The following is a 25,309-nucleotide window of genomic DNA, read 5'->3' as shown; positions in this document are numbered from 1 at the left end:
GGCAATGAATATTGATTATCCAACATTAATACGTTATGTCAGCCAGGTTGTCTGGCCGTTTGCACGTGTTGGCGGATTATTAATTGCTGTCCCTGTTTTTTCCTCAGTGCTCATCCCGACTCGAGTGAAGATTATTTTTCTTTTTGTTTTAAGTTGGATTTGTTCAACTTTAGTGCCTCCAGAACTTAGTTTTCTTAATTTTAATGCTGCTTATCCTTTATATATTGCCCAGGAAGTATTATTAGGTATGTTGATGGGCTTTGTGTTGCAGCTGTCTTTCCAAGTGTTTATTTTAGGTGGGCAAATTATTTCCATGCAAACAGGGATGGGATTTGCAGTAATGGTTGATCCAGCCAGTAAGGCAAGTGTCCCTTTAGTTGGTCAACTTTATTTAATGATGATGACCTTAATCTTTTTAGCCTTGAATGGACACTTACTCATTGTCGAAACGTTAATGGATAGTTTTAGAACAATGCCTATAGGTAAGGTATCGGTAAGCTCCACTATGTTATGGAATGTTATTACTTTTTCCGGATGGATGTTTAAAAAAGCATTACTAATTTCTATTCCTGCTTTATTGTCTTTACTCATAGTTAGTTTATCATTTGGGGTTATGGCGCGTGCAGCGCCACAGTTAAATATTTTCTCTTTAGGCTTTCCTATTACGTTGGTGATGGGTATTGTAGTGATCAAAATTGGCTTGCCTAGTGTGGCAGCTCAGATGACAGATATTATTGATGATGGAATGCGCTTTGTAGTAGGGATGTTACGTTAATGTCAGAACAAGAGAACGATGAAAAAACCGAACAGCCCTCGCCCAAACGACTTAAAGAAGCTCGTCAAAAAGGTCAGGTTGCTCGTTCGAAAGACTTTAATACTACCTTTGCTTTATTATTTACAGCACTAGGTTTTTTGGTTTTTGGCAAACAGTTATCAACGCAATTAGCATTGATGATGCGCGAGGCGTTTGAGTTTGATACGGAAATAATTATTACTCCCGTAGTCAGTTTGGAGCGTTTGTTTTTTACAGCTAAAATGGGTGTTTTGGCGCTATTTCCTCTGCTGATTGTTATTTTCCTTGTTTCTTTAGCCGCACCCCTTTTAATGGGAGGCTGGATATTTAGCGGCCAAGTTGTAAAACCAAAATTTTCCCGCTTAAACGTATTACAAGGCATGAAGCGTATGGTTTCGCTCAAGAACTTTGTCGAAATGATTAAGTCCTTTTTTAAGTTCGTTTTAGTGGCTGTAGTTGCCGTTGTAGTCCTTAATCTACAAGTTCCGATGTTGCTCGCTTTAGCGCATACGCCTGTTGAAATAGCCATTAGTACTGGTGCACTGATTGTAATCAAATCCTTTCTTTGGGTTTCTGCAAGCTTGCTTTTAATTGCTGCGATGGATGTCCCTTTTCAATTGTATCAGCACAATAAAAGTTTAAAGATGACGAAACAGGAATTGCGCGAAGAGTATAAAGACACAGAAGGAAAGCCAGAAGTTAAAAATGCTATTCGTCGCGCACAACAAGAAATTGCCAGACGACGAATGATGGCGGAATTACCCAAAGCCAGTGTTGTATTAACTAACCCAACTCATTATGCCGTAGCACTGATGTATAAGGAAAAGGGAAGTAAAGCTCCTATTGTAATTGCGAAAGGAAAAAATTTAGTCGCTTTTCAAATTAATGGCGCTGCTAAAGAACATGACATCCCAATTATCTCTGTGCCTCCTTTAGCACGAGCACTTTATTTTTCGACTAAATTGAATGCGGAGATTCCCAGAGGACTTTATGTTGCAGTAGCACAAGTATTAGCTTACGTGTTTCAACTAAGTGATAAAAGACGTTATGACCATAAGCCGGAAGTATTACAAAATGTGCCTATTCCACCTGAATTAGCGCGTGAGGAGGATGTTTAATGAGCAGTACTAAAAATGCCTGGCAACATGTTCAATTTTGGATGCGCCAAGGTTTAGGCACGCCACTTATGCTAGTAGTCATGCTTGGCATGATGATATTACCCTTACCACCGTTTTTACTGGATGTGTTTTTTACCTTTAATATCGCTTTATCGCTAGTGGTTTTATTGGCAGTAATTTATAGCGAAAGACCTTTGGATTTCGCAGTATTTCCTACAGTTATTTTGCTTGCTACCTTGCTTCGTTTAGCGCTAAACGTTGCTTCCACCCGTGTTGTTTTATTGAATGGACATAATGGGACAGATGCTGCAGGGCATGTGATTCAATCATTTGGTGAGGTGGTCATTGGCGGTAATTACACTGTTGGTTTGGTAGTGTTTATAATTTTGCTGGTGATTAACTTTGTGGTGGTCACCAAGGGGGCGGGACGTGTTTCGGAGGTGAGCGCTCGTTTTACCTTGGACTCCTTACCTGGAAAGCAAATGGCGATTGATGCCGATTTGAATGCTGGCCTAATCAATCAAGAGCAAGCAATTAAGCGTCGCCTGGAAGTGGCTCAGGAAGCTGATTTTTATGGCTCGATGGATGGTGCGAGTAAATTCGTACGCGGGGATGCGGTTGCGGGGATTCTGATTCTCGTAGTTAATATTATTGGTGGTTTAATCATCGGTGTATTCCAACATAATATGAGTATCTCTGATGCTTTACACAATTATATTTTGTTAACTATTGGTGATGGCTTAGTTGCGCAAGTACCTTCATTAGTTTTATCCACTGCAGCTGCAATTATTGTCACGCGTGTTTCCAGTGCACAAAACATGGGGCAAGCAGTCGTTTCTCAAGTTGTTGCTAATCCCCGCTCCTTAATTATTGCCTCAGCTATTTTAGGCGTGATTGGTATTATTCCTGGAATGCCTCATGTTGCATTTATTCTCTTGTCCGTAGGGCTTGGAGGAATGGCTTATTTATTTGCACAGCAAGAAAAAGAAAAACACAAAAAGAAGGTGGTCAAAGAAAGCGATACGCCTGCAGCTCAAGGGCCAAGTATATCAACTGAATTGTCCTGGGATGATGTAAATCCCGTGGATGTGATTAGCCTTGAAGTTGGTTATCGATTGATACCGCTTGTTGATAATTCTCAAGGGGGTGTTTTGTTAGCACGCATTAAAGGGATACGTAAGAAGATATCTCAAGAATTAGGCTTCTTAATTCCCTCCGTGCATGTGCGTGATAACCTTGACTTGAAACCCAACCAATATCGAATTAGCCTTGCGGGCGTGATTATGGGAGAGGCGGTTATTCATCCAGATCGCTCTTTGGCAATTAATTCTGGGCAAGTATTTGGGGAATTGGATGGAATAAAAGGCCGGGATCCTGCGTTTGGTATGGAAGCCGTATGGATTAGTGAAGCACAAAAAGAACAGGCACATACCTTAGGGTATACGGTGGTTGATGTATCGACCGTAGTTGCCACACATTTAAGTCAAATTCTCGAACGGAACAGCCAGCAGCTACTTGGCTATGAAGAAACACAGCAATTATTAGATAAGCTTGCAATTTCTTCACCTAAGTTGGTGAAAGAACTAGTACCTGATGGATTAACCTTGGGAATGGTCAATAAGGTTCTTCAGGGCTTACTCGCGGAACATATACCATTAACCGATATTCGCACGATTGTTGAAACTTTGGCAGAAATGGCACCAAAGTCTAAGGATAGTGAATTTTTAATTAGCCAAGTACGCATTGCTTTATCTCGATTAATTACGCAGAAAATAAGCGGTATGAATGAAGAGCTACCCATTATTACGTTAAAACCAGAGTTGGAACAATTACTGCAGAATACGATTCAAAGTGGTAATTCCAATGGAGTAAGTTTTGAGCCTGGTATGGCTGATAAAATACAACATTCTTTGGCGCAGCTGGCTATGCAGCAGCAAGCAAAACAAGAAAGTTCCGTATTGGTCGTTCAACCTGGAATACGCTCTGTACTAGCTCGATTTGTACGTAATATATCCCATGATTTCCATGTTTTATCTTATCAGGAAATTCCTGATAATAAACAAATAAGAATCATTGGCACCGTGGGGTAAGTAATATAGAATTTTTGTAATGAATTGTAGATTGGGCCATGGCCCAACATTAAGTTCTGGTGTGGCTCGATGTTTTTGTGGGCCCAGGGCCCCAGCCTACAATATTATAAACATAAAAGGGGCTGACTTTTTATGAATTTTCAGGTAAATAGTTGTTTTATATAAAAAAACGGAAGTAGTACTTAATTTTTAATATTGACGATTGGGTACGCGTCATAGCAGGGGGAGCTTTATGAAATTAAAACGATTTGTCGCCGCAGATACACGAACAGCAATGCAGCAAATTAAGGCGACATTTGGTTCTGATGCAGTTATTTTATCCAGCAGTGATGTTGATGGTGGAGTTGAAATCGTCGCAGCGATTGATTTTGATGAAACGATTCTTTCAACTGAAGCTGCGGTTGCATGTGCAGAACCACCAAGTCAAGTCGATAAATTCCAAACCCAAACACCATTTGATGATTTGCGTATGGAAATTCAAACTCTGCGTGGCATGCTTGAAGCCCAATTAAGAGGTGGTAGTGTCGGGGGAAGTACGGAGCCTTTACATACTGTCTTACTACAAAAGCTTTTGTATTTAGGTGTTAGTCCAACAACGGCAGCAGCTTGGACTCGTACTGTACGTCCTGACTTAAATCAACAACGCGCTTGGCAAGCCATTTTAACCCACATTACTGAGCAATTACCTATTCGTGATACGCGTCGAATCGAAGAGGGTGGCATCTATGCATTTTTAGGGCCTACCGGTGTTGGTAAAACAACAACCCTTGCCAAGATTGGTGCGCGCTTTGCCCTACGCTTTGGTGCAGACAAGTTAGGTATGGTTACTATGGATACTTACCGGATGGCAGCGCAAGAGCAATTAATGCTTTATGGGAAGATTTTGGGTGTGCAAGTATGTCTTGCCAATGATGAAGTGTCCTTATCTCGCGTATTGCGTCAATTAAGTGATAAAAAACTTATTCTTATCGATACCGCAGGAATGAATCCTTCCGATGAGCGGGTCATTCGGCAAATGCAAATTTTAAGCAACCACATGCAATCCATTTCTAAGGTATTGGTTCTACCTGCAACAAGTCATTATCAAGTATTGGTTGATGCGATTCATCGCTATGAAACTAATTGTGTGGATCAATGTATTTTAACTAAACTGGATGAGGCCCAAGCAATTGGTGGTGCTTTAAGTGCGGCAATTGAGACAGGATTGCGCATCAGTTATTTAACACACGGTCAACGTGTTCCAGAAGATATTAAATTAGCTACACGCCATCAGCTTGTTGAATTATTTGCTCAGCAAGAGCAGCAATTGTTCCCAGTAGAAGCCAACTACATGAGTAAAGAGCGACAGCCTGCTGGGAGAGAATATTATGTTGAGAGTTAATGATATTATTGGCGATCAAGCTTCGGGCCTGAGAAGTTTATCTCGAGTTAAGCCAATGAACATCATTGCGGTTACGGCAGGTAAGGGCGGGGTGGGTAAAAGTAATGTTTCGGTAAATTTAGCCGTTGCATTGTCCCAGCTGAATCATAAAGTGATGCTTTTGGATGCTGACTTAGGCTTAGGAAACATCGACATTATGCTGGGCTTGCATACCAAATATGATTTGTCGCATGTAATTCAAGGGGCATGTCAATTAAACGAGGTGATTTTGCAAGGCCCTAATGGCTTAAAAATAATTCCAGCAGCCTCCGGCACTGAGTTTATGGCTCAACTTGGAAGTCGACAACATGCAGGGATTATTGATGCGTTTAATCAGCTCACTGAAGATTTGGATTATTTGATTATTGATACTGCTGCAGGAATTTCGGATACGGTCTTAAGCTTTACTCGCTCTGCTCAGGAATTACTCGTAGTCGTTTGTGACGAGCCTACTTCACTCACTGATGCTTATGCATTAATTAAAGTGATGAGTAAGCGTTATGGATGGCCAAGTTTTCATATTGTAGCCAACATGGTTCGAAGTGAGAAAGATGGGCGTGATTTATTTAATAAATTATTCCGAGTTTCCGAGCAATTTCTTGAGGTTAAGCTAGACTATTTAGGAGCGATACCGTTTGATGAGCATGTTCATAAGGCGGTTAAAAATCAAAAACCTGTACTAATGGCTTATCCAGATTCCAATGCTGCGGCTTCTATAAGAGAAATTGCTGCAGGTGTAGCTAATTGGCCATTAAAGTCTTTATTGGGTGGCAATACAAGTTTCTTTTTAGAGCGTTTAGTAATGGATGAAGTATAAATTTGATGGGTAGTTTGCGATAAGGAGAGTGTCGTGGATGCTTTGGCTGCTTACAGCAAAGTAAATCAACAAATCCAGGAAACGCTGGTAAAGAATCATGCTTTGTTAGTGAAACGCATTGCCCATCATTTGTTGGGACGTTTACCAAGTAGTGTTCAGCTTGATGATTTAATTCAAGCTGGGATGCTTGGTTTGTTAGAGGCTACAAGGCATTATGATTCTTCCAAAGGCGCTTCATTTGAAACTTATGCTGGAATTCGCATTAGAGGGTACATGCTCGATGAGGTTAGAAGAAATGATTGGGTTCCGCGTTCAGTATACCGAAATTCAAGAATGATTTCTGAAGCAGTTAAGCATGTAGAACATCAACTGGGGCGCGAGGCAAAAGATTTTGAAATTGCCGCCCAGCTTGGTATTCCACTTAATGAGTATCATGAAATGCTGCAAGACTCAGCCAGTAGCCACTTATACGGTTTTGAAGATTTAGGCGTGACGGATGATGCATTGCAAGGAGAGGATGGACAAACCTCTACTGAGCCTCACGCAAACGTGTTTCATAATGATTTAATGAGCCGTTTGTCAGAGGTAATTAAAGGGTTACCCCATAAAGAGCAAATGGTGCTGTCTTTGTATTATGAACACGATTTGAATTTGAAAGAAATTGGGGAGGTTCTAGGAGTAAGTGAATCACGTGTTTCACAAATTCTTAGTCAAGCAACACATCGTGTTAAATCACGATTACCGGAATAGTAGGGAATAGTAGAACGTATGGATGCACTAACATTTATGGGTCTGGTGACCAGTTTTCTCGCCATCATTATTGGGCAAATGCTTGAAGGGGGTACTCTTCAATCTTTATTCAATTTTTCTGCCTTACTTATTGTCCTTGGAGGTACTATTGGAGCGGTGCTCGTGCAGTCACCACTACATACCTTTAAGCGGGCAATAAAGATCTTACCCTGGATTTTTAAACCACCTCATCTTGATTTCGAGGCGTGCAGAACACGAATGTTTGAATTAGCGCGAAAGGCACGTCAACTGGGAATGCTCTCTCTTGAAGATCATTTAGAAGTAGAAAAAACGCCGCTGATTAATAAAGGGTTAGAGTTATTAGTCATTGGGGTGGATAAGCAGACGATTAGAGAAGTTTTAGAAGCAGAAATTGATCGCATTGAGCATAATAATTTACGTGCAGCCCACGTTTATGAAAGTATGGGGGGATATAGCCCAACTTTAGGAATTTTAGGGGCTGTACTCGGATTAATTCAAGTAATGCGCCATTTATCTCAGCCAAATGAACTAGGGGCAGGTATTGCTGTTGCCTTCGTTGCAACTGTGTATGGTGTTGGATTAGCGAATCTGGTTTTTCTACCTATAGCAAATAAGTTAAGAGCTTGCATTGCTCGTCAGGTTCATTATGATGAAATGATTGTGGAAGGCATGGTTTCTATTGCAGCCAGTGAAAGTCCCGGCATTTTATTGTTAAAACTTAATAATTTTGGACAGCAAAAGAAAAATGAGATCAAGAAAATCAAAGACTGAGGAACACGTAGATCATCATCGTTGGGTTATCTCATACGCTGATTTTATTACCTTACTGTTTGCGTTTTTTGTGGTGATGTATGCCATTTCATCCGTGAATACCGCAAAGTATAAATCGCTTTCTGAAGGGATGAAAACAGCTTTTAATAAAATGGATAAAGAACATGAAGAGCAGTCCAAGGAGGATCAAAAAAAGGGGCCTTATACGAAGAAAGTATACGGGCAATATCAAGATGGTTTAGATGAAATAAATCAATCTTTGTCTGAGTTAGAAGATAAAAACTATAAGATTAATCGGCAGAAAGGTTGGATTGAACTAGACATCAAATCAGGTGCTTTATTTGGCTCTGGGGATGTAGATTTAAAGGCAGATGCATTAGTAAAATTGATGCGGCTTGCCGGAAAGCTTAAAAAATCACATGCTATTGTTTCCATTGAAGGGTATACTGACAACATGCCAATAGAAACACCGCAATACCCATCAAACTGGGAACTTTCAGCCGCTCGTGCAGCTGCAGTAGGTCGTGTTTTAAACTCTTATGGTATTGATACGAGTCGCTTGATGGTAACAGGGTATGGAGAGCAATATCCTATGTCTGATAATGCTTCAGAGGTAGGAAGGGCATTAAATCGCAGGGTAAGCATTATCATTGCTGTAGACAGAAATAACAAACGCCTTCTTAATCCAGCATTAAATAAACAGGTTCATAGTGTCGTTGTAGGGAAATAAGGAAATAAAATGATAAATAGTATTATTATGAGTTTAAATGTAGGGCTCTTCGTGTTGTTTGGAAATTTTTTATGGGCTCAGCGAAAAAAAATGATGGGCCTTGAAGAGCGTATGGAAAGTCTTGTTAAGTCTGTAGAACAAATTGCTAAAGACCATCCTGTTTTAATCCATGCTGATTTATTATTCTCAAAGCAACTTAAAGAGTTAAACTCACAATTAGTTAGTATGGATAGTCAAATCCAAGGTTTAGAAAATAAACGCGATAATGATGGTGGATACCAGCATGCAATGAAAATCCTGGAAATGGGTGGAAATCGCGAAGAGATTGTTGATAGTTGCCATCTTTCTCATGCAGAAGCAGAATTCCTAATGAACTTGCAAGCATACCGTGCTGCAATGAAAACAGTTTAACCATCAAAAACGTAACCTGGTTGCAAGTAACCAGGTTTCATTTTTCTCGCCACCGCTCTTGACTATAAAAATTAATCCATTAAGGGTCCTATTGCACCCAATAGTTTGCTCATCAACGCAGGCCTAGATGCTTTGTTACCTAATAAAGGACTTCGCTTGTGCTCAGTTTACGATGGTCAGCTAGCAAATCGTTTACAGATTCATGGAATACTCAGCGTTTATCCTGGCACTTTGAATAATAATAGATATAGCCTGGTTGCCCGCCCTCAGGCTACATCAAATAAATTTATAAGCCGCGGTAATGCGATGGCATTATTTGTCAGGCCAACACTAAACCAATCTTACTTGTACACAAAAAATATTATGTTACCATCACTGGGTGTAGAGCTATTTACAGGTCATGATGTAAGTAAGCGGCAGATTATTAAAGAAATAAATTTAAGGATAAATGATATGCGTTTAGGAATTTCTGTTCTTGGCGTAGCCGGGGCTTGCTTCTATTCTTCATTTGCTTTGGCAGGTGAATCAGGTATTAAATCCATGACTCCCAGTTATCGTTCAGTAGTTTCCCTTATTGGTGGATATGCCAGTGTTAATGCCGGTAGTAGCGTTTCTTACTTGGGTGATGATGATAGTGTTTATACTTATCGAAGTTCAAAAGATGTGCACAGTGACGGTTTTATTGGGGGATTTATAGGTTTAGAACATTCATTACCTTGGTATAATGTGTTGTTGCAAGCAGGGGTCGAATACAGCTATTTTGGGCCTGTAACTGGGCACGGCTTTAATACCGCGGGTATTGAGCCGGAAACCTCTACCTTATATCGTTACCAGTATCGCTTTCAAACACAGCAAGTTCTTGCATCCGCTAAATTCTTAGTGACTACACATGAGCGTTATCATCCCTATGCTTCATTAGGCTTAGGAGCTGCATTTAATGATTTGGGACGTTTTCGTACTGCAACTGTAGTAACAGGTGACCTAAATAGTACACCCTACTTCAGTAATAATAATAACTCACAATTTAGTTACAGTCTTGGCGCTGGTGTTGATGTTGATGTGAACCAGAATGTTCGCGTGGGATTAGGTTATCGGTTCAGTGGCTTTGGTAAGGGCGAATTTAAAGGCGGGCATATTATTGCTGGTGATTATACTGCTCCAGTACCATTTACCTATGGCATTCGCAATCTTTATGCGAATCAATTAGTTGCGCAAATCAGCTACATAATTTAATTTCATTGGAACAGGATTTTCATAAAATGAATAAAAAATATAATTTGGCCTTGTCTCTTATTGCTCTGTTTGTCTCTGCTCAGGCAACAGCTGGCGCTAATTTTACAATAGGTCCTAAAGCTGGGACCACACTGCCGACCACTGTACCTGCTGGAAAAAGTGTTTCTGCATATTACATGATAACTAATAATACAAATTCAACACGTAGCGGTTACACTTTAAAAGGTCTTCCATCAACAGCAATACCTAATGTTAGTAATGGGAATTGTACTTTCCCCCTTACCCTAGCTGCCAAAGCAAGTTGTGTATTACAGCTAGACATTAACGGAGCTGCTTCAGGTGCCTTTTTCCTATGTAAAGCATCCAGCTGTACTTCCGCATCGGTACCTTTAAATGTTAGCGTGGTTTCTATAACACCTTTTGTTGCGGTAGGAGGGTATTACAATGGTATCAAGTCTAATTCCTTAGTTGCTACGAGCATTGATAATGGCGCACAATGGAGTTATACCCTTTCCGGGGTTACAGGACCAACCCTTCCATCTGCTTTAACGAGTGGGTTGCCTGCTTATAATGTTGTCATGTCACCTACATTGATGAGTGTTGATTGTGTACAAAACAATTGCTCTGCTGTAGGTACTTATGGTACCCAACCATATCCTCTTATTGTAAGCAGTACTGATAGTGGGCAAACTTGGAACTACACAATGACTGCCACTAGTGCTGCGCAACAGCCAGCAGGTTTTGTTGGTGGAAGTTTATTAGGTGTTTCGTGTAGCGGACTTTCTTGCGTCGCGGCAGGTGGTTATTCTGATGGTACTAAAGGGTATCCTGCACTTATTTTTAGAACTAATAATACTACTAATTGGACTTACGCATCTTTACCTGCACCTGATAGTTTTGGTACCAGTCTGGGGTATTCAAATGTAAAATGTACTCCAACAACTTGTGTTGCTGTAGGTAACTATTCGTTGGCCCATTTTTCTTTAACATACCCACTCATTACAACGAGCCAAACACAGGGAACGACTTGGACTAATACACTTGATAATAGCTCAACATCACTACCGGCTGATTTCCATGATCAAGGGGTTCTTAATGCGGTGGATGCAACGGGGTCTAATTTCATTGCTGTAGGTTCTTACACTACTTTTAGTTATATTTATTATCCTTTGGTAGGATTAAGCACTGATAATGGTTCTACATGGACCTTTCCAATTAATAGCAGCACACTTGTTAGCGATTTTTCTAATAATGCTGTGTTTTATAGTGCGAGTTGCAGTGGTAATGCTTGTATTGCTGTAGGACGTTATGAAAATAACCAAAATAGTACCTATCCCTTAATTGCTACAAGCTCAGATAAAGGTCAGACTTGGACTTATACGATGGATAGTTCTATTCCTCAGCTTCCCTCTGATTTTCTGTCGACGAATGCTTTTGGCCAAGTTTATACTTCAAGTTGTAGTGGTACTATTTGTGTTGCCGGAGGAGATTACAGTAACGGAAATGGCGATTTTCCCTTATTAGCAAATAGTACTGATGGTGGGAAAACATGGACTTATAGAATTACTAGTGCTTATCCTGTTATGACAAATGATACGATGATAGAGGGTTACTTTAATGCAGTTCAGTGCCGAGGAACTACCTGTTTTGCTGCCGGTGGTTATTCTAATGGCACTAAAAATTATCCATTATTAGCGGTTAGCCGGGATGGAGGATATACTTGGAGCTATTCGATTAATAGTAATTATCCGGCACTACCTTCTGATTATCAAGATAATGGGTTGTTTACTAGCTTTGGGCTGCCAGGGGTATCCAAATTGCTGCCTCACTCCTTAAAATTTTTAGCCCATTAATCTTCAGCTGTTCTCATTATAGAACTGTGCCGGCACGGTGGCACAGTTTTGTCATATTTAACACAGTTATTTAAGTTGACTCTAGATAGAAAAGCACTTTCGCGGTAGAATGCGAAGTTAATTTTTTAAATGAGACACTTATGTTGGAAGTAAACCAAATTAACCTTAATCTGGTAGATCTGGATAAGCGAGTGGAAGCGCTTAGGGGGTATCTTTGACTTTGACGTCAAACGCGAGCGTTTAGAGGAAGTAGTTCGGGAGCTGGAATCATCTTCTGTATGGGATAATCCTGAAGTTGCCCAGGCTTTGGGACGAGAACGAACGCAACTTGAAAATATTGTTTTAACCTTAACCGAATTAGGCCAGTCCATTACTGATTCGATTGAGTTATTTGAATTAGCTCGAGAAGAAAATGATGAGCAAGCAATTAATGAAATAGGACTTGAAGTACAAGTTATTGAGCAAAAAGTTGCTGAGTTAGAGTTCAGACGCATGTTCTCTGGAAAAATGGATACCTGTAATGCCTATTTAGATATTCAATCAGGTTCCGGTGGTACCGAGGCCCAGGATTGGGCTGAAATGTTATTGCGCATGTATTTGCGTTGGGGCGAGCAACATGGGTTCACTACGGAACTCATTGAATGTTCACCCGGTGATGTTGCGGGAATTAAAAGTGCCACGATTTATTTTAGTGGCGAATACGCTTTTGGCTGGTTGCGCACGGAAAGTGGGGTGCATCGTTTGGTTCGTAAGTCACCCTTTGACTCTGGAAACCGACGACATACCTCTTTTGCTGCGGTATTTCTTTCTCCTGAAATTGATGATGACATTGAGATAGAAATCAACCCTGCAGATTTACGGATTGATACTTATCGTGCATCAGGTGCAGGTGGACAGCACGTTAACCGAACGGATTCTGCAGTACGTATAACCCATGCGCCCAGTGGCATTGTGGTGCAATGCCAGAATGATCGCAGTCAGCATCGCAATAAAGATCAAGCAATGAAGCAATTGCGTGCTAAATTGTATGAATTGGAAATGCAAAAGAAAAACGCTGAGCAACAAGCGTTGGAAGCAAGCAAATCAGATATAGGTTGGGGATCACAAATACGTTCTTACGTATTAGATCAATCCCGTATTAAAGATTTAAGAACCGGTGTGGAAACAAGCAATACGCAAGCCGTATTGGATGGTGCCTTAGATCAGTTTATCGAAGCCAGTTTAAAGGCAGGAGTAGGTGCAGCATGACAGATGAGCAACAAGTAGAACATTTAGATGAAAGTGAAGTCTATCTTATTCGTAAGCAGAAATTAGCAGACTTGCGTACAACAGGATTTAATTTTCCTAATGAGTTTCGTCGTGAGCATTTAACTGCTGATTTAGTTAATGAATATGCTGAATCAGAAAAAGAAGTGCTTGCAGAACAGCATGTTAAAGCCGCAGTTGCCGGGCGAATTGTTCTAAGACGTATCATGGGAAAAGCCAGCTTTTTTCACATTCAGGATGTCTCTGGCCGTATTCAAATTTACATCAGAGCCAATGATCTTCCTGAAATATATGAGCAATTCAAGCATTGGGATCTAGGTGATATTGTTGGTGTTCGTGGGGAGTTATTTAAAACGAATACCGGTGAATTGACAGTAAACGCAGAACACGTTGAATTATTGACTAAATCGCTAAGACCGTTACCAGATAAGTTTCATGGTTTGGCGGATCAGGAAGTAAAATACCGTAAACGTTATGTCGATTTAATCGCAAATGAAGATAGCCGCGCTACCTTCCTAGCTCGCTCACGCCTTATTCAAGCATTTAGACAATTTATGGATAAAAATCAGTTTCTCGAAGTAGAAACTCCCATGATGCATCCGATTCCTGGTGGGGCAGTTGCACGTCCATTTATTACGCATCACAATAGTCTTGATATGACCATGTATTTGCGTATTGCTCCAGAACTGTACTTAAAACGTTTGGTTGTTGGTGGTTTTGAACGCGTTTACGAAATCAACCGCAACTTCCGTAATGAAGGGCTTTCTACGCGCCATAATCCTGAGTTTACTATGGTGGAGTTCTACCAGGCCTATGCTGATTATAATGATTTGATGGATTTTACCGAACGACTATTACAGTTTTTATGTGATGCAGTGGTTGGTTCCCGTCAGATTGATTATCAAGGTCAAGTGATTGATTTTAATAAGTCATTTGCACGCATGACGGTAAAAGAGGCGATTTTGCACTACCATCCAGAAATTAGTGCCCAACAATTAGAAAGTATTGAGTTCTGTCGTAAGCAACTTGAAGAAAAAGGGTTTGCGTATAAGGAAACTGATGGTTTAGGTAAACTGCAAATGATTCTGTTTGAAGAAACTGTAGAGCACCAACTGTTTCAACCTACATTTATTACGGCATATCCTACAGAAATTTCACCTTTAGCACGTCGTAATGATCAGGACCCTGAAGTTACCGATCGTTTTGAGTTCTTCATCGCAGGCCGAGAAATTGCGAATGGATTCTCTGAGTTAAATGATGCAGAGGATCAAGCAGAGCGTTTCCGTAAGCAAGTAGAGGAAAAAGATGCTGGGGATATGGAAGCAATGCATTATGACAGCGATTACATTGAAGCCCTTGAATATGGATTACCACCAACTGCAGGAGAGGGGATAGGAATTGATAGATTGGTTATGTTATTTACCAATTCGCAATCAATTCGTGATGTAATTTTATTTCCACATTTACGTCAATAGTAAATAGTCTTTGGAGCCTGATTGCTTATAACCAGGCTCAATAAAAGTACGTTATTCTGAACAAAAGCACAGATCATCACTGTGCCACGTTCAGGAGCACACGGCGTAACCTTAATTTGTTCTAATAACAGGTGATTAATGTTAGTTAATGAGTTCCATAAAGCAATTACATACATTAGAGAAACTCAAGAAGTCGCTTTATTTTCAACTATGGCTGATACCCGATGGTACTCTGCTTTTGGTGGGTCTCCTTTATTCTTTATTATGTTACCTTTTATTGGGATTTTATTAACTATTAACGCATTATTGAATGCTTATAAGCTTACCAAAGCTAATAATAAAAATTTGGATCAGTGGCTTAACCTGATTATTTCAGTCAGCTGTGCTGTTCTAGCGAGCATCTCTCTTTATGGGGCGGTGTTATCAGCCTTTCTTGGCTTTAGTTTTGCTTTAGGACCATGGTTCTTTTTAAGTAGTTTAAGTCTAGCCTTCACCCATCAAACAGTAATGATGGGAATTAATTTTTATAGAGCTTATGAATCATGGTCCGATCGTAGCCAGCGTATGCACTATGTTCAGGCTGCAATTAATAATTTATTTGTGCTGGGATTACTTTCTGCAGCAGTAGGTTCAGTCCTTTTTATTATGCTTTTTCCGTCTATAGCTCCTACGTTGGGTATGGCGTGCGCAATGTCTGCCGCCACATTAACTCTATTTGATATGATGTGGCACACTCTTCCTCACAATGGAAAAATATGGATTAAAGGTGCGCTTCATTTAGGAAAATCCGATTTATCTCAGAATAATGTTCAGTTTCAGATGGTGCAGGATTTAACACAGGCAGATGAGAGCGCTCAGGAAATAAATCCTAATCACTCCAGATTATTTACTCGAGTCACATACAATAACGATGTGAAATGCATGAATGTGGCTCAGGCTGCAAGCTACCTTACACGAGTAATCCAAAGAAAAATTGATGCTTATGGTGCTGGAGATATAACTCCTCATGATGCGAAAACAAAAGATAAAATTACTGTATTAAATAAATTACTTGCAGTTGTCTCTAATAAAGAAGATGCTTCGATATTCAAAGACACTCTACTTGCACAATCTCCCTTAGCCTTTCAAAGCTTTTGGGTTGAAAAAGGAGAAGTAGAACAACTCTGTGATGCAGTTATTGAATTTCAGAAAAAACTTAAAGATGCATCGAAGACTGACCCTAATTTAGATGGAGCACAGCAGGATCAGGAAGTGGTGCGCGAATCAAGCTTCATAGTTTAAAATTTTTAAAAAGCACTCAGTTTGGAGGTAACATTCTGGAACCCAGGATCGAAGCACAGAATCTGAAACGATGTGTCTGATTAAAGATTAATCATGCTTAAGCTTTTGATATGGGTTAAATTTTTCCAGAACATCGGTCCATGCTTGTTCTTCAGATTCATTTTTATAAATTTCTTTAGCAGTTTTATTGTTTTTATAAGATTTAAAGTGCTCTGGTTTAATCGTCTTCTCGTTAATCTTACTGACACGATCAACAGCGTATGGTTGAGGACTTAGATAGCTTTTCATAGGTGTATCCTCCTTCATAATTATTGAGGAACAACAAAAAATTGATCTTTATTAATTATAGACAAAAATCGAACAAATCTCTCTAGGAAAGGCAAATCATCGTATATAATAAATTGACCCAGAGCACTCAGGGAGTATAATGTTCTACTCTCTATAGCTTTTTCTTTGGTAATTTTAATATATGCTAACCCATGCTATGGCAGCAGCGTGTCCTGTGGTGCTCCAGAGCTTTTTAAAAACGCCGGATGTTGTTGATAAACTGGCTTTTCCTAATATGCCTTCAGAGGTTATTGTTAACTTAATTGACGAGTTACGCAATGAGTCTCTTTATTGGGCTGTCAAAATTTTGCTTTCTCGGAATCAAGATGATGATCTTCGTTGGCAAATCCAAAGTTTAAAAAAATTAATTAAGGCTAAAAGGCATGGCAATGAGCATCTGTTCTTTTGTAAAATGCATAATATCAATCATCTTGATGAATTAATTAGAGAATACATTAAAGACAAGACGGGAGACGCCCATCTTTATGGTTTAATATTTTTGCTTATAGGTTCTAACCTTTATTTGCCGGATGAGTTAGCACGGCATTTGCTAGTAATACATCATGCAAATCACTGGATTCCGCTTATGACGGAAGATCAGCGGATCGCTTGTTTTAATGAGCTGTTGAATAATGCGGATACCCATAAAAAATACATTAATTTGATGCAGTTTTTAAGCATTAATAAAGAGCAAGTTAAGGGCGAAGTACAACATATCATCGATGATATCTGGGAAAAGTATCCGCATTTTTCTTCTGGTGATTTTAGACAAGGGCATGATGGGGAAGACAATCTGACCGTATTACAAATTTTACCAGTATTAATTCTTTGTCTTAATGATAAGAGACATCAAGAATTAATTGATATCATTCTTCCAAAACTAAATGATGATGGTTCTTCTATTCGAGAGACAATACTAAAAATTATTTCCGTATGTATTCCTTATTTTAATGATAAAAATCGTGAGTTGATGTTTGCTGCTATAAGATCTAAATTAAATGATAGAGAGCCGAAGGTTCGTTTTGTGGCACAACAAATCGTAAGTGAGCATCTATCCCAACATGAGAGTAGCTTGCAAACAAACGATGCTGTTTGGGAGTTATCGAACGGAATAAATAGCATTTATGAAAATGCATTTCCTGAAGCTGCTACATGCATGGCTTATTTTGATGATGATCGGCACCAAAAAGTAAGTGAATTGATTGTATTAAAGATGGATGATAAAAATTGGCTCATAAGTGAAGACGCCTTAAAAATTATCTCCACGTGCATACCCTATTTAGATAATACATGTTGTGATGTAGTGATTCGCGCACTTTCTCTTAAATTTAGCATTGGTGATTGGAAGATAAGCCTAGCGGCCTTAAAAATTATTTCTGCATGCATACATTATTTCAATAGGGAACAATGTTCAGACGTATTTAATGCAGTTCTTCCTAACTTAGATAGCACTAATGGGCGAATACGAAAAGCTGTTTTAGAGATTATGGGGGTATGCATTCCTCATTTAAGTGATGCGAAACGTGAAGAGGCCTTTAATGTTATTTTTGTTAATTTAAATGATATTAATTGGATTGTTCGGGATGCCATATTACAGGCCATGCTTCAATTGATGCCTTATCTTAATAATGAGCAACATCGACAGGTACTTAATGTCATTTTACCTTATTTGGAGGATAACGATTGGAGTCATCGTTATATGATATTGCAAGCAATGCTGTCGCTGATATCATATTTAAACGATGAGAATCACCAAGTAGCGCTTAATGTAATTATTCCAAGGGTAAATGATAACCACTCTATCGTTCGTGGTATGGCATTGCAAGTGATTACCCCTTTGATACCTGGGTTAGATGAAAAAAATCGCCAGCGAGTTTTTGATCAGATTCTGCCTATGGGTAACGATAAAAACTCTTTTGTGAGCAATATGGCACGCAAGACAATTATTAAATTTATGCCTTATCTGGCAGAGCATTCACAGCAGTTGGTTCTTGAGCAAATACTCTTAAAAGTACATGACAAAGACCCTGGTATTTGTGAGATTGCATTACATGATTGTATAGGGTGTATTCCATATTTTAATGAGCCACGGCGCAACGAAGTATTGAAGGCTTCTCTCGCATTGCTTGCTCAGGCTCCTTTAGAAATTAAACGTGCTGTAATACAAGTAATTACTGCATGTTTGCCTTACGTCTCTGATGCGGAACGCCAGGAGTTAATTCCTACTGTTTTTTTAAAGCTGAATGATGAGTGCTGGGAGCTTAGTGAAGAGACGATTAGGATGGTCCTTACTTGCAGTTTATATCTCAACAAAGAACGTAGAGAGTTGCTCTCAAACCAATTGGCTATTTATTTTAATCAATACTCTGTAAGTAAGTGGTGGGATGAGCTTATTCTCATGCAAACGGATAGTGAAATGGTGGAGGAAGAGATTTAGCCCTGCTACTTATAGATGTTATTTCGGCAATAGTGCCTTCGATTAGCAACTCGAATTCCTATTTGACTACAGTACCCAATAGTTCGGAGTGAAGCCTAAGATAAATCTGAACACCGCGGTCAAGCCGCGGTAATTCAATTTTTTAATAAGCCAAATGTCAGTTAATAGCCGAGTAACTAAAGGGGGATGGGATTTTTAACCCAGCCTAAGTTATTTTTACATACCTGAATAATTAGGACCGCCGCCTCCCTCAGGAGCATTCCATACTATATTTTGTCGTGGGTCTTTAATATCACAGGTCTTACAATGAATGCAGTTTTGAGCATTAATTTGTAATCGTGGCCCATCTTCATTCTCAACAATTTCATAAACCCCTGCAGGGCAGTATCTACTTTCTGGAGAGGCATATTTTTTTAGATTCACATCGATTGCCAGCTGAGGCTTTTTTAACTCAAGATGGCAGGGCTGATCTTCTTCATGAAATGTACCTGATAAAAATACTGAGGATAATCGATCAAAAGTAAGTACATTATCTGGTTTAGGATAGTCAATTTTTTTAGCCTTTTTAGCTAATTTGAAGCTTTTATAATCGGCATGATTTGCCAAAGTCCATGGTGACTTTCCATTCGTAATATAGGTTTCAAAACCGGCATTGATTAATCCGGGAATTAACCCGTATTTAAAGCCTGGTCTTATATTGCGAACAGAATATAATTCTTGTTCCAACCATGAGCCTTTTACTTTTTCGGGGTAACTAACTAATTCAATTGGTGTTTCTTCAGTTTGTTTTAATGCGTCAAAACAGGCTTCTGCGACGAGCATTCCCGATTTCATCGCCATATGAATACCTTTAATTTTGGGAACATTAAGGAAGCCAGCTGCATCACCAATTAATGCACCACCAGGGAATGTCAATTTAGGTAGTGACTGCCATCCACCTTCATTTAAAGCACGTGCACCATAACTAATACGTTCCCCACCTGCTAATAGTGAACTCACCATTGGATGGGTCTTAAAGCGCTGGAATTCAGAAAAGGGGCTGAGCCAAGGATTTTTATAATCCAAGCCGACAACAAAACCAATTGCAACCCGTTGTTTGGACAAATGATAAATAAATGAGCCGCCATAAGTAGAATGGTCCATGGGCCAACCTACAGTATGGATTACTTTACCTGGCTCATGTTTCTCTGCATTAACCTGCCAAATTTCTTTAATTCCTAAACCATAAGTTTGTGGGTTTGATTTATCTCTTAAATGATAACGAGCCATCAATTTTTGGCTTAATTGGCCGCGGCAGCCCTCAGCCAAGAGGGTTTGCTTCGCAAGTAAATGCATTCCGGGCTGGTAATGCTCTGTTTTTTCATTATTTTTATTAATACCCACACTGCCTGTTTCCACACCAACAACCTGATTTTGGTCATTATAAAGTGCTCTGACTGCAGCAAATCCAGGATAAATCTCACAACCCAAGGCTTCTGCTTGTTCTGCAAGGAAGCCACAGAGTTCACCTAAGCTAATAATATAATTTCCCTCATTGTGCATTGGTTTTGGAGTAGGGAGCTTATAGGAGCGGTTTTTTGTTAGAAAATAAAATTGATCCTCGCTCACAGGGGTATCGAGGGGTGCATTTTGCCAGATATCTGGTAGCAGTTCTTGTAAACTTTTTGGCTCCAGTACGGCTCCTGAAAGTATGTGGGATCCAATTTGAGCCCCTTTTTCTAAAATACAAACAGAAAGCTCTTGTTGCGCGGCTAAGGCTAATTGTTTTAGTTTTATCGCGGCAGATAATCCCGCCGGTCCTGCTCCGACGATAAGTACATCAAATTCCATAGTTTCGTATTCCACGCGCGTCCCCACCTACAAAAAAGTAAAATAATCGCCTTTATAAGGTTTAATATCAAGAGCATAACGAGAGATATTTTTTATTTTTTTTGTTTCATTTTGAAAAGCTGGTCTTTAACATAAATAAGTGAGCGTGCATGGCTAAATCCTAGCCACCTAAATAAATTAACAATGGCTGCACGGTGCGTATTAAGCGCAATATAGAGTTCTGATTTAGGATTATTAATCAGTTCTTCAATGCGATCTGTAAATTTTAGCCCCTCAACTGCATAAATAATATGATCTAATTTGGTTCCACTATTCATCCAAAAAGGATTCCAACGCCGGTCTTGGCCTGTTCTTAGTCTGTGCATTACATCAATGATTGCGTGACCAGCAGGCCCATGCCGGACGAGTATATTTACTGCAAAATAAAGACGAGGAACGGGTTCACTAGAACGAGCATAACCTTGTGCAATAGTTTTTAGTGACGCATTGTAGTGCTTACGGTAATATTCAACTCGGCTATGATTACCTGCTAATGCATAGCCCATGGCAATAAAATCAGGATTAACCAGATGTCTTAATCGATATTCGTCTACTTTGCCATGATTCCCGGTGCGTGCATAGCCTATGGCGATCAAGCCAGGATCCGCTCTATATAATAAGCGATATTCCTCAACCCGAACATGGTTATTGGCCAGTGCATAGCCCATTGCAATTGAACTTACATCAGCATCATGTTGTAAATGGTACTCTTCAACCTTCGCATCATTACTTGCTTGAGCATAACCTACCGCGATGGCATTGGGACTCGCTTCATGGGTGATGCGGTATTCTTCCACCTTGCTGTGATTACCTGCGAGTGCGTATCCCATCACAATAGTATTTACATCTGCTTTATGCTGGACCCTATAGTCATTAACTTTTTTGTGTTCCCCTGCAAGAGCATAGCCCATGGCAATTGCTTTAACGTCGGCTTTATGTTGGGTTTGATATTCTTCGACTTTGCTGTGATTGCAGGCCTGCGCATAAGCCATAGCAATGGCATTTATATTGGCTCGGTATTGTATGCGATACTCCTCGACCTTTTCATCATTATGAGCATGGACATAGCCCATTGCTATAGTGCTTGGATTGGCTTGGCATTTAATTCGATAGAGCTCGACACTTTCGTGATCCCCTGCCAGGGCATACCCCATGGCGATAGAACTGGGATCTGCTCGATGATTTATGCGATATTCTTCGACTATTCGATGATTGCCCGCGCAGGCATATCCCATAGCGATCGGATCAACTAGAGCCCCTATGTTACGTAACATTTCTGTGGCTTTATAGTGCCCTCCCGCAGCTAATTTACCCGCTGGTGTAAAATAGGGGGGCGAACTATCAAGTACATCAATATGTGTATCTGCGAGGCTCTTGTTTAGCTCATAAACATCTTGGGCTTCCAGTGCCGCATTATAAATTTTGTCAAACATAAGATCTCTTATGTAAGGGATAACTTCTTTAATATATTATGGCAAAGAAAATTAGCTCTGTTGATAATAATCTATTTTAAGGGAATCAACATAAACGTCAATTGCAGAATTTTTCTATTTTTCAAATAATTATAGCCCGTATTAGACGAAGTCGTAATACGGGTATGGGAGATAGGTTTATTAGAACATGAAAGAATTTTCTGGCTCTACATACAGATCAGCTAAAGGAGGTATTACCATGGATGACATACGTGTAGCTAAAGATACGGTATTGTAAGGGATACTAAGCCCGGCCAATAAGAGCCCCATAGCAGTACCAAGGAGCATTGTGCCTGTATAAGCTAATGCGTTGCCTGTGTTTGTCAATGCGGTATCCACGGCCTTGTCGCTCATAAAAATAAGGCTTGCCATGGTGATTAATAAATCCCCGGCGAGGGCAACCGCTCCGATAACCGTTCTATACGCAGCAATGACTGAGCCAATTGAAAAAGCAAGGGGGCAACGTAATATTGTGAATAGGTCATGAAAAAAATCAGGACAGCTCTCAATGGGTTTAAAAAAATTCATCCTGCGTGTGTATACTTCAAATCCTCGTTCTGAAACACCAGAAATATAGCTGCGATCCTTTTCCTCATCGCTTAAATCAAAAATAAAATTTAAATCTTGCCAGTCTTGCGCATTAAACATAAAACTCTCCGCTGATTGAAGTCGCTACATGGTATTAAATTTGGTCTTTGTAGTCAAATTAGTATCAAGAAGCAGGGTTCCAGTTGTTTAAAGTCGGTACTTACTTAATCTTTTCGCACGAATTATCGTGGCTTAACCGCTGTATCCATAAGTTCAATGTGAAGAACAAGATTCTGGATGCCGTGGTTAAGCCAGGGTAATTCTGTCTTCTAGGTGCTATTAGTTGCTTACAAATAGAATTTCCTTAAAATAAGCTAAACTAACAATAGATGCATCTAAAGGAGAATAGAATGAGGGTATTACTCAGCTGCTTGCTTTTGGGGATATCAATTATGGCTTATGCAGATAAAGAAACAATGACAGTGAATGCGAAGGCTCCTGAATTTGTCATTAACTTACCTGCAAACCCTACAACAGGATTTCAGTGGTCAATTGTTAAATATGACCATGGTTTTTTAACCTTAAGTTCTAGTGCTTATGAGAAACCTAAAACGAATCTGATTGGCGCAGGTGGTCAAATGCATTATGTTTTTCAGTTAAAGAAGGGGAAAGCTTATCCTGCAAATACAGAGCTGAAATTTAAATACGCGCGCAGTTGGGAGCCTAAAACAGCAACGCTAAAAACAATTAAAGTTAATTTTGTGAAATAGACAGTTAGAAACAATCTAGGCTGTTGTAAAGTCCCGCATTGGGAGTTGCCCAAATGGTATTTGCTGGGCCTTGCAGCCCAGCCTACATCAAAAATCAAACCTTCTTAAATGGCAAATACCTCGGCATCCAAAACATATCCGCAATTAACTTTTCCAAATCCGCATCCTGATTTTTTTGAGCATGCCCCGAAGCGATTGCAGATTTAGCTACAGCAATGGCAATTTCTTTAGCAACAGTTTGTGCATCATCTAAAGAGGGTAGTAATGGTAAGAAACTATCCTTCTCACTTGGAGCAAATCGACACAAGGCTTCTGCCGAAGCAAGAATCATGTCTTTAGTTAATTTTGATGCGTTAACTGCTAATACCCCTAGACCAATGCCTGGAAAAACTAATGCATTATTGCATTGCGCAATTTGTACCATACGATTTTGGTATTCAATCGCAGGAAATGCTGTTCCTGTTGCTATTAATGCTTTCCCTTGAGTCCACGCTAAAATATCTTCAGGTTTTGCCTCACATTTTTCATCTGGATTTGATAATGGGAAAATAATGGGCCGTTCACAGGTTTGGGTCATTACTTCAATAATGTCTTGTGAAAAAGCACCAGCTTGAGCAGAACAGCCAATAAGAATCGTTGGTTTCACGTGTCTTACTGTATCCGTGAGTGAAGGGTGTTGTTTCTTGGTGTGCCATTGAGTAATCTCATTGGGGTCGCGCGCATAAGGTTTTTGTGCTCCCGTCAGTTCGGCATCGTTAGTAAGCAATAAGCCTTGTCTATCAATTAACCAAAAACGGTTATAGGCTTCTTCTTCACTTAAACCATCTCGTATCATGGCATCGACAATTTGATCACTGATTCCTGTTCCGGCAGAGCCCGCACCAAAAACAACAATACGCTGATCTTGAAGTTTGGTACCAGTGACATTACACGCAGACATGAGTGCCGCTAAAGTAACGGCCCCAGTACCTTGAATGTCATCGTTAAAGGTACATAACTCATCTTGGAACTGATCCAAGATACGCCGGGCATTACCGCGGCCAAAATCTTCCCAATGTAAAAAGGCATTAGGGAAGTGTTTATGAATGGCCTGAACAAAGCTTGCAATAAATTCATCATACGCCGCACCACTAATTCGTGGATGGCGGCAACCCAGGTATAATGGATCATTCAATAAGTCTTGGTTATTGGTACCTACATCAAGGAATACGGGAAGGGTGCGTACAGGGTTAATACCGCCGCATAAGCAATAAACCATCAGTTTGGCTACTGGGATATCCATGCCGCCAATACCTTGATCGCCAATTCCTAAAACTCCTTCACCATCGGTAACCACAATCACATCAATTTCTGGATTAGAACGATTTCCAATGATTTCATCAATTAAATTTTTATCTGAATGGGCAATATACAAACCTCTAGGTTGTCTGTATTCATGGCTAAAACGCTTTACTGCGGTGCCAACAATAGGCGTGTAAATGGTAGGTAACATTTCACCTAAGTGACGATGCAATAATTTATAAAATAAGATCTGATTCTTATCGTGTAAGTTATTTAGATAAATATTTTGCTGCAGTCGCGTGGTGTAACTGGAATATTGTAAATACGCGCGCTTAACTTGTTCGTCTAACGTTTCCACTCGATGCGGGAGTTTTCCTAACAAACCAAAAGCTCTTCGTTCTTCGTGAGTAAAGGCAGTTCCTTTATTTAATTGGGGTGTTGTAAGTAACGGTTTACCGCACAAAGAGGTTTCTAAATATTGTTCTCCAGTGTGTTCGTCACGTTGCAATTTAAAATCTAACATGTGGAAATTCTCACTAAGATGGAATTAGGGGTTATCTGATGATAATATCGACTTTTTGTAGTTTACATCAAGA

Annotated in this window: 21 protein-coding genes; 16 read left to right on the top strand and 5 right to left on the bottom strand. The window is 39.8% G+C overall.

Going from position 1 to position 25,309, the window contains the following annotated elements; genetic code table 11:
* The first annotated feature begins 4 nt into the window (after positions 1–4).
* The 14 genes from fliR (at position 5) to E1P08_RS12090 (ending at position 16,029) form a co-directional block, all read left to right on the top strand.
* Positions 5–775, top strand: coding sequence for a flagellar biosynthetic protein FliR (gene fliR / locus E1P08_RS12155; RefSeq protein ID WP_133137282.1), 771 nt, complete (start codon positions 5–7; stop codon positions 773–775).
* Positions 775–1,911 (top strand): flagellar biosynthesis protein FlhB, encoded by a 1,137-nt coding sequence (gene flhB / locus E1P08_RS12150; RefSeq protein WP_133137281.1) that lies wholly within the window; start codon positions 775–777, stop codon positions 1,909–1,911. The genes fliR and flhB overlap by 1 nt, the downstream gene beginning before the upstream one ends.
* Positions 1,911–4,001 (top strand): flagellar biosynthesis protein FlhA, encoded by a 2,091-nt coding sequence (gene flhA / locus E1P08_RS12145; protein ID WP_133137280.1) that lies wholly within the window; start codon positions 1,911–1,913, stop codon positions 3,999–4,001. The genes flhB and flhA overlap by 1 nt, the downstream gene beginning before the upstream one ends.
* Before the next feature lie 232 nt (positions 4,002–4,233).
* The gene (gene flhF / locus E1P08_RS12140) at positions 4,234–5,382 is read left to right on the top strand and encodes a flagellar biosynthesis GTPase FlhF (protein WP_133137279.1); all 1,149 of its coding nucleotides are present in this window, start codon (positions 4,234–4,236) and stop codon (positions 5,380–5,382) included.
* Positions 5,369–6,238, top strand: a complete 870-nt coding sequence (locus tag E1P08_RS12135; protein ID WP_165485167.1) for a MinD/ParA family protein — start codon at positions 5,369–5,371, stop codon at positions 6,236–6,238. Before flhF ends, E1P08_RS12135 begins: the two co-directional genes overlap by 14 nt.
* A 33-nt stretch (positions 6,239–6,271) precedes the next feature.
* Positions 6,272–6,988 carry an RNA polymerase sigma factor FliA gene (locus E1P08_RS12130; RefSeq protein WP_133137277.1) on the top strand — a complete coding sequence of 239 codons (717 nt, stop codon included), beginning with the start codon at positions 6,272–6,274 and terminating at the stop codon, positions 6,986–6,988.
* Between the two features lie 18 nt (positions 6,989–7,006).
* On the top strand, positions 7,007–7,780 hold the full coding sequence (locus E1P08_RS12125; RefSeq protein ID WP_133137276.1) for a flagellar motor protein: 774 nt from the start codon (positions 7,007–7,009) through the stop codon (positions 7,778–7,780).
* The gene (locus E1P08_RS12120) at positions 7,755–8,510 is read left to right on the top strand and encodes a flagellar motor protein MotB (protein ID WP_133137275.1); all 756 of its coding nucleotides are present in this window, start codon (positions 7,755–7,757) and stop codon (positions 8,508–8,510) included. Before E1P08_RS12125 ends, E1P08_RS12120 begins: the two co-directional genes overlap by 26 nt.
* Positions 8,511–8,522: 12 nt before the next feature.
* Positions 8,523–8,921 carry a DUF2802 domain-containing protein gene (locus E1P08_RS12115; protein WP_165485175.1) on the top strand — a complete coding sequence of 133 codons (399 nt, stop codon included), beginning with the start codon at positions 8,523–8,525 and terminating at the stop codon, positions 8,919–8,921.
* A gap of 156 nt (positions 8,922–9,077) precedes the next feature.
* Positions 9,078–10,154, top strand: a complete 1,077-nt coding sequence (locus E1P08_RS12110) for an outer membrane protein (protein ID WP_133137273.1) — start codon at positions 9,078–9,080, stop codon at positions 10,152–10,154.
* Positions 10,155–10,180: 26 nt separating this feature from the next.
* A complete protein-coding gene (locus E1P08_RS12105; RefSeq protein WP_133137272.1) occupies positions 10,181–12,007 on the top strand; it encodes a sialidase family protein in 1,827 nt (608 codons plus the stop codon).
* A 140-nt stretch (positions 12,008–12,147) separates the two neighbouring features.
* Positions 12,148–13,255 (top strand): peptide chain release factor 2 gene (gene prfB, locus E1P08_RS12100; protein ID WP_133137271.1). Its coding sequence is split into 2 segments (ribosomal slippage): positions 12,148–12,222 and positions 12,224–13,255, totalling 1,107 coding nucleotides; the frame shifts between segments, so codons are not numbered across the junction.
* The gene (lysS, locus tag E1P08_RS12095) at positions 13,252–14,748 is read left to right on the top strand and encodes a lysine--tRNA ligase (RefSeq protein ID WP_133137270.1); all 1,497 of its coding nucleotides are present in this window, start codon (positions 13,252–13,254) and stop codon (positions 14,746–14,748) included. Before prfB ends, lysS begins: the two co-directional genes overlap by 4 nt.
* 138 nt (positions 14,749–14,886) lie before the next feature.
* Positions 14,887–16,029 carry a hypothetical protein gene (locus E1P08_RS12090; protein ID WP_207387367.1) on the top strand — a complete coding sequence of 381 codons (1,143 nt, stop codon included), beginning with the start codon at positions 14,887–14,889 and terminating at the stop codon, positions 16,027–16,029.
* An 87-nt stretch (positions 16,030–16,116) separates the two neighbouring features.
* Here the strand turns inward: E1P08_RS12090 and E1P08_RS12085 are convergent, their stop codons facing one another.
* Positions 16,117–16,317 carry a hypothetical protein gene (locus tag E1P08_RS12085; RefSeq protein ID WP_133137269.1) on the bottom strand — a complete coding sequence of 67 codons (201 nt, stop codon included), beginning with the start codon at positions 16,315–16,317 and terminating at the stop codon, positions 16,117–16,119.
* 181 nt (positions 16,318–16,498) lie between these two features.
* Between E1P08_RS12085 and E1P08_RS12080 the strand changes: the two genes are divergently transcribed.
* Positions 16,499–18,793 carry a hypothetical protein gene (locus E1P08_RS12080; protein WP_133137268.1) on the top strand — a complete coding sequence of 765 codons (2,295 nt, stop codon included), beginning with the start codon at positions 16,499–16,501 and terminating at the stop codon, positions 18,791–18,793.
* Between the two features lie 216 nt (positions 18,794–19,009).
* Here E1P08_RS12080 and E1P08_RS12075 read toward each other — a convergent pair whose 3' ends face one another.
* The 3 genes from E1P08_RS12075 to E1P08_RS12065 form a co-directional block, all read right to left on the bottom strand.
* Positions 19,010–20,638, bottom strand: a complete 1,629-nt coding sequence (locus E1P08_RS12075) for an electron transfer flavoprotein-ubiquinone oxidoreductase (protein WP_133137267.1) — start codon at positions 20,636–20,638, stop codon at positions 19,010–19,012.
* 77 nt (positions 20,639–20,715) lie between these two features.
* Positions 20,716–22,095, bottom strand: a complete 1,380-nt coding sequence (locus E1P08_RS12070; RefSeq protein ID WP_133137266.1) for a hypothetical protein — start codon at positions 22,093–22,095, stop codon at positions 20,716–20,718.
* Between the two features lie 180 nt (positions 22,096–22,275).
* Complete coding sequence (locus E1P08_RS12065; RefSeq protein ID WP_133137265.1) at positions 22,276–22,782, bottom strand: hypothetical protein; 507 nt, start codon at positions 22,780–22,782, stop codon at positions 22,276–22,278.
* Positions 22,783–23,072: 290 nt separating this feature from the next.
* On the opposite strand from E1P08_RS12065, the gene E1P08_RS12060 reads away from it, so the two are divergent.
* Entirely contained in the window at positions 23,073–23,432 is a 360-nt protein-coding gene (locus tag E1P08_RS12060) for a protease inhibitor I42 family protein (protein ID WP_133137264.1), read from the top strand.
* A gap of 94 nt (positions 23,433–23,526) precedes the next feature.
* Here the strand turns inward: E1P08_RS12060 and E1P08_RS12055 are convergent, their stop codons facing one another.
* On the bottom strand, positions 23,527–25,236 hold the full coding sequence (locus E1P08_RS12055; protein ID WP_133137263.1) for an NAD-dependent malic enzyme: 1,710 nt from the start codon (positions 25,234–25,236) through the stop codon (positions 23,527–23,529).
* Between the last annotated feature and the right edge of the window lie 73 nt (positions 25,237–25,309).

It is taken from the genome of Legionella rowbothamii, assembly GCF_900639985.1.
Taxonomy (GTDB): domain Bacteria; phylum Pseudomonadota; class Gammaproteobacteria; order Legionellales; family Legionellaceae; genus Legionella; species Legionella rowbothamii.
This window is presented reverse-complemented; position numbering and strand designations above follow the sequence as displayed.

What these genes read in the sequence shown, in the direction of transcription:
- E1P08_RS12080 (WP_133137268.1), top strand. Translation starts at nt 16,499, where the DNA reads ATGCTAACCCATGCTATGGCAGCAGCGTGTCCTGTGGTGCTCCAGAGC.
- E1P08_RS12065 (WP_133137265.1), bottom strand. Translation starts at nt 22,782, where the DNA reads ATGTTTAATGCGCAAGACTGGCAAGATTTAAATTTTATTTTTGATTTA.
- E1P08_RS12120 (WP_133137275.1), top strand. Translation starts at nt 7,755, where the DNA reads ATGAGATCAAGAAAATCAAAGACTGAGGAACACGTAGATCATCATCGT.
- E1P08_RS12125 (WP_133137276.1), top strand. Translation starts at nt 7,007, where the DNA reads ATGGATGCACTAACATTTATGGGTCTGGTGACCAGTTTTCTCGCCATC.
- flhB (WP_133137281.1), top strand. Translation starts at nt 775, where the DNA reads ATGTCAGAACAAGAGAACGATGAAAAAACCGAACAGCCCTCGCCCAAA.
- fliR (WP_133137282.1), top strand. Translation starts at nt 5, where the DNA reads ATGAATATTGATTATCCAACATTAATACGTTATGTCAGCCAGGTTGTC.
- flhF (WP_133137279.1), top strand. Translation starts at nt 4,234, where the DNA reads ATGAAATTAAAACGATTTGTCGCCGCAGATACACGAACAGCAATGCAG.
- E1P08_RS12135 (WP_165485167.1), top strand. Translation starts at nt 5,369, where the DNA reads ATGTTGAGAGTTAATGATATTATTGGCGATCAAGCTTCGGGCCTGAGA.
- E1P08_RS12085 (WP_133137269.1), bottom strand. Translation starts at nt 16,317, where the DNA reads ATGAAAAGCTATCTAAGTCCTCAACCATACGCTGTTGATCGTGTCAGT.
- E1P08_RS12055 (WP_133137263.1), bottom strand. Translation starts at nt 25,236, where the DNA reads ATGTTAGATTTTAAATTGCAACGTGACGAACACACTGGAGAACAATAT.
- E1P08_RS12090 (WP_207387367.1), top strand. Translation starts at nt 14,887, where the DNA reads ATGTTAGTTAATGAGTTCCATAAAGCAATTACATACATTAGAGAAACT.
- lysS (WP_133137270.1), top strand. Translation starts at nt 13,252, where the DNA reads ATGACAGATGAGCAACAAGTAGAACATTTAGATGAAAGTGAAGTCTAT.
- E1P08_RS12060 (WP_133137264.1), top strand. Translation starts at nt 23,073, where the DNA reads ATGAGGGTATTACTCAGCTGCTTGCTTTTGGGGATATCAATTATGGCT.
- E1P08_RS12070 (WP_133137266.1), bottom strand. Translation starts at nt 22,095, where the DNA reads ATGTTTGACAAAATTTATAATGCGGCACTGGAAGCCCAAGATGTTTAT.
- E1P08_RS12105 (WP_133137272.1), top strand. Translation starts at nt 10,181, where the DNA reads ATGAATAAAAAATATAATTTGGCCTTGTCTCTTATTGCTCTGTTTGTC.
- flhA (WP_133137280.1), top strand. Translation starts at nt 1,911, where the DNA reads ATGAGCAGTACTAAAAATGCCTGGCAACATGTTCAATTTTGGATGCGC.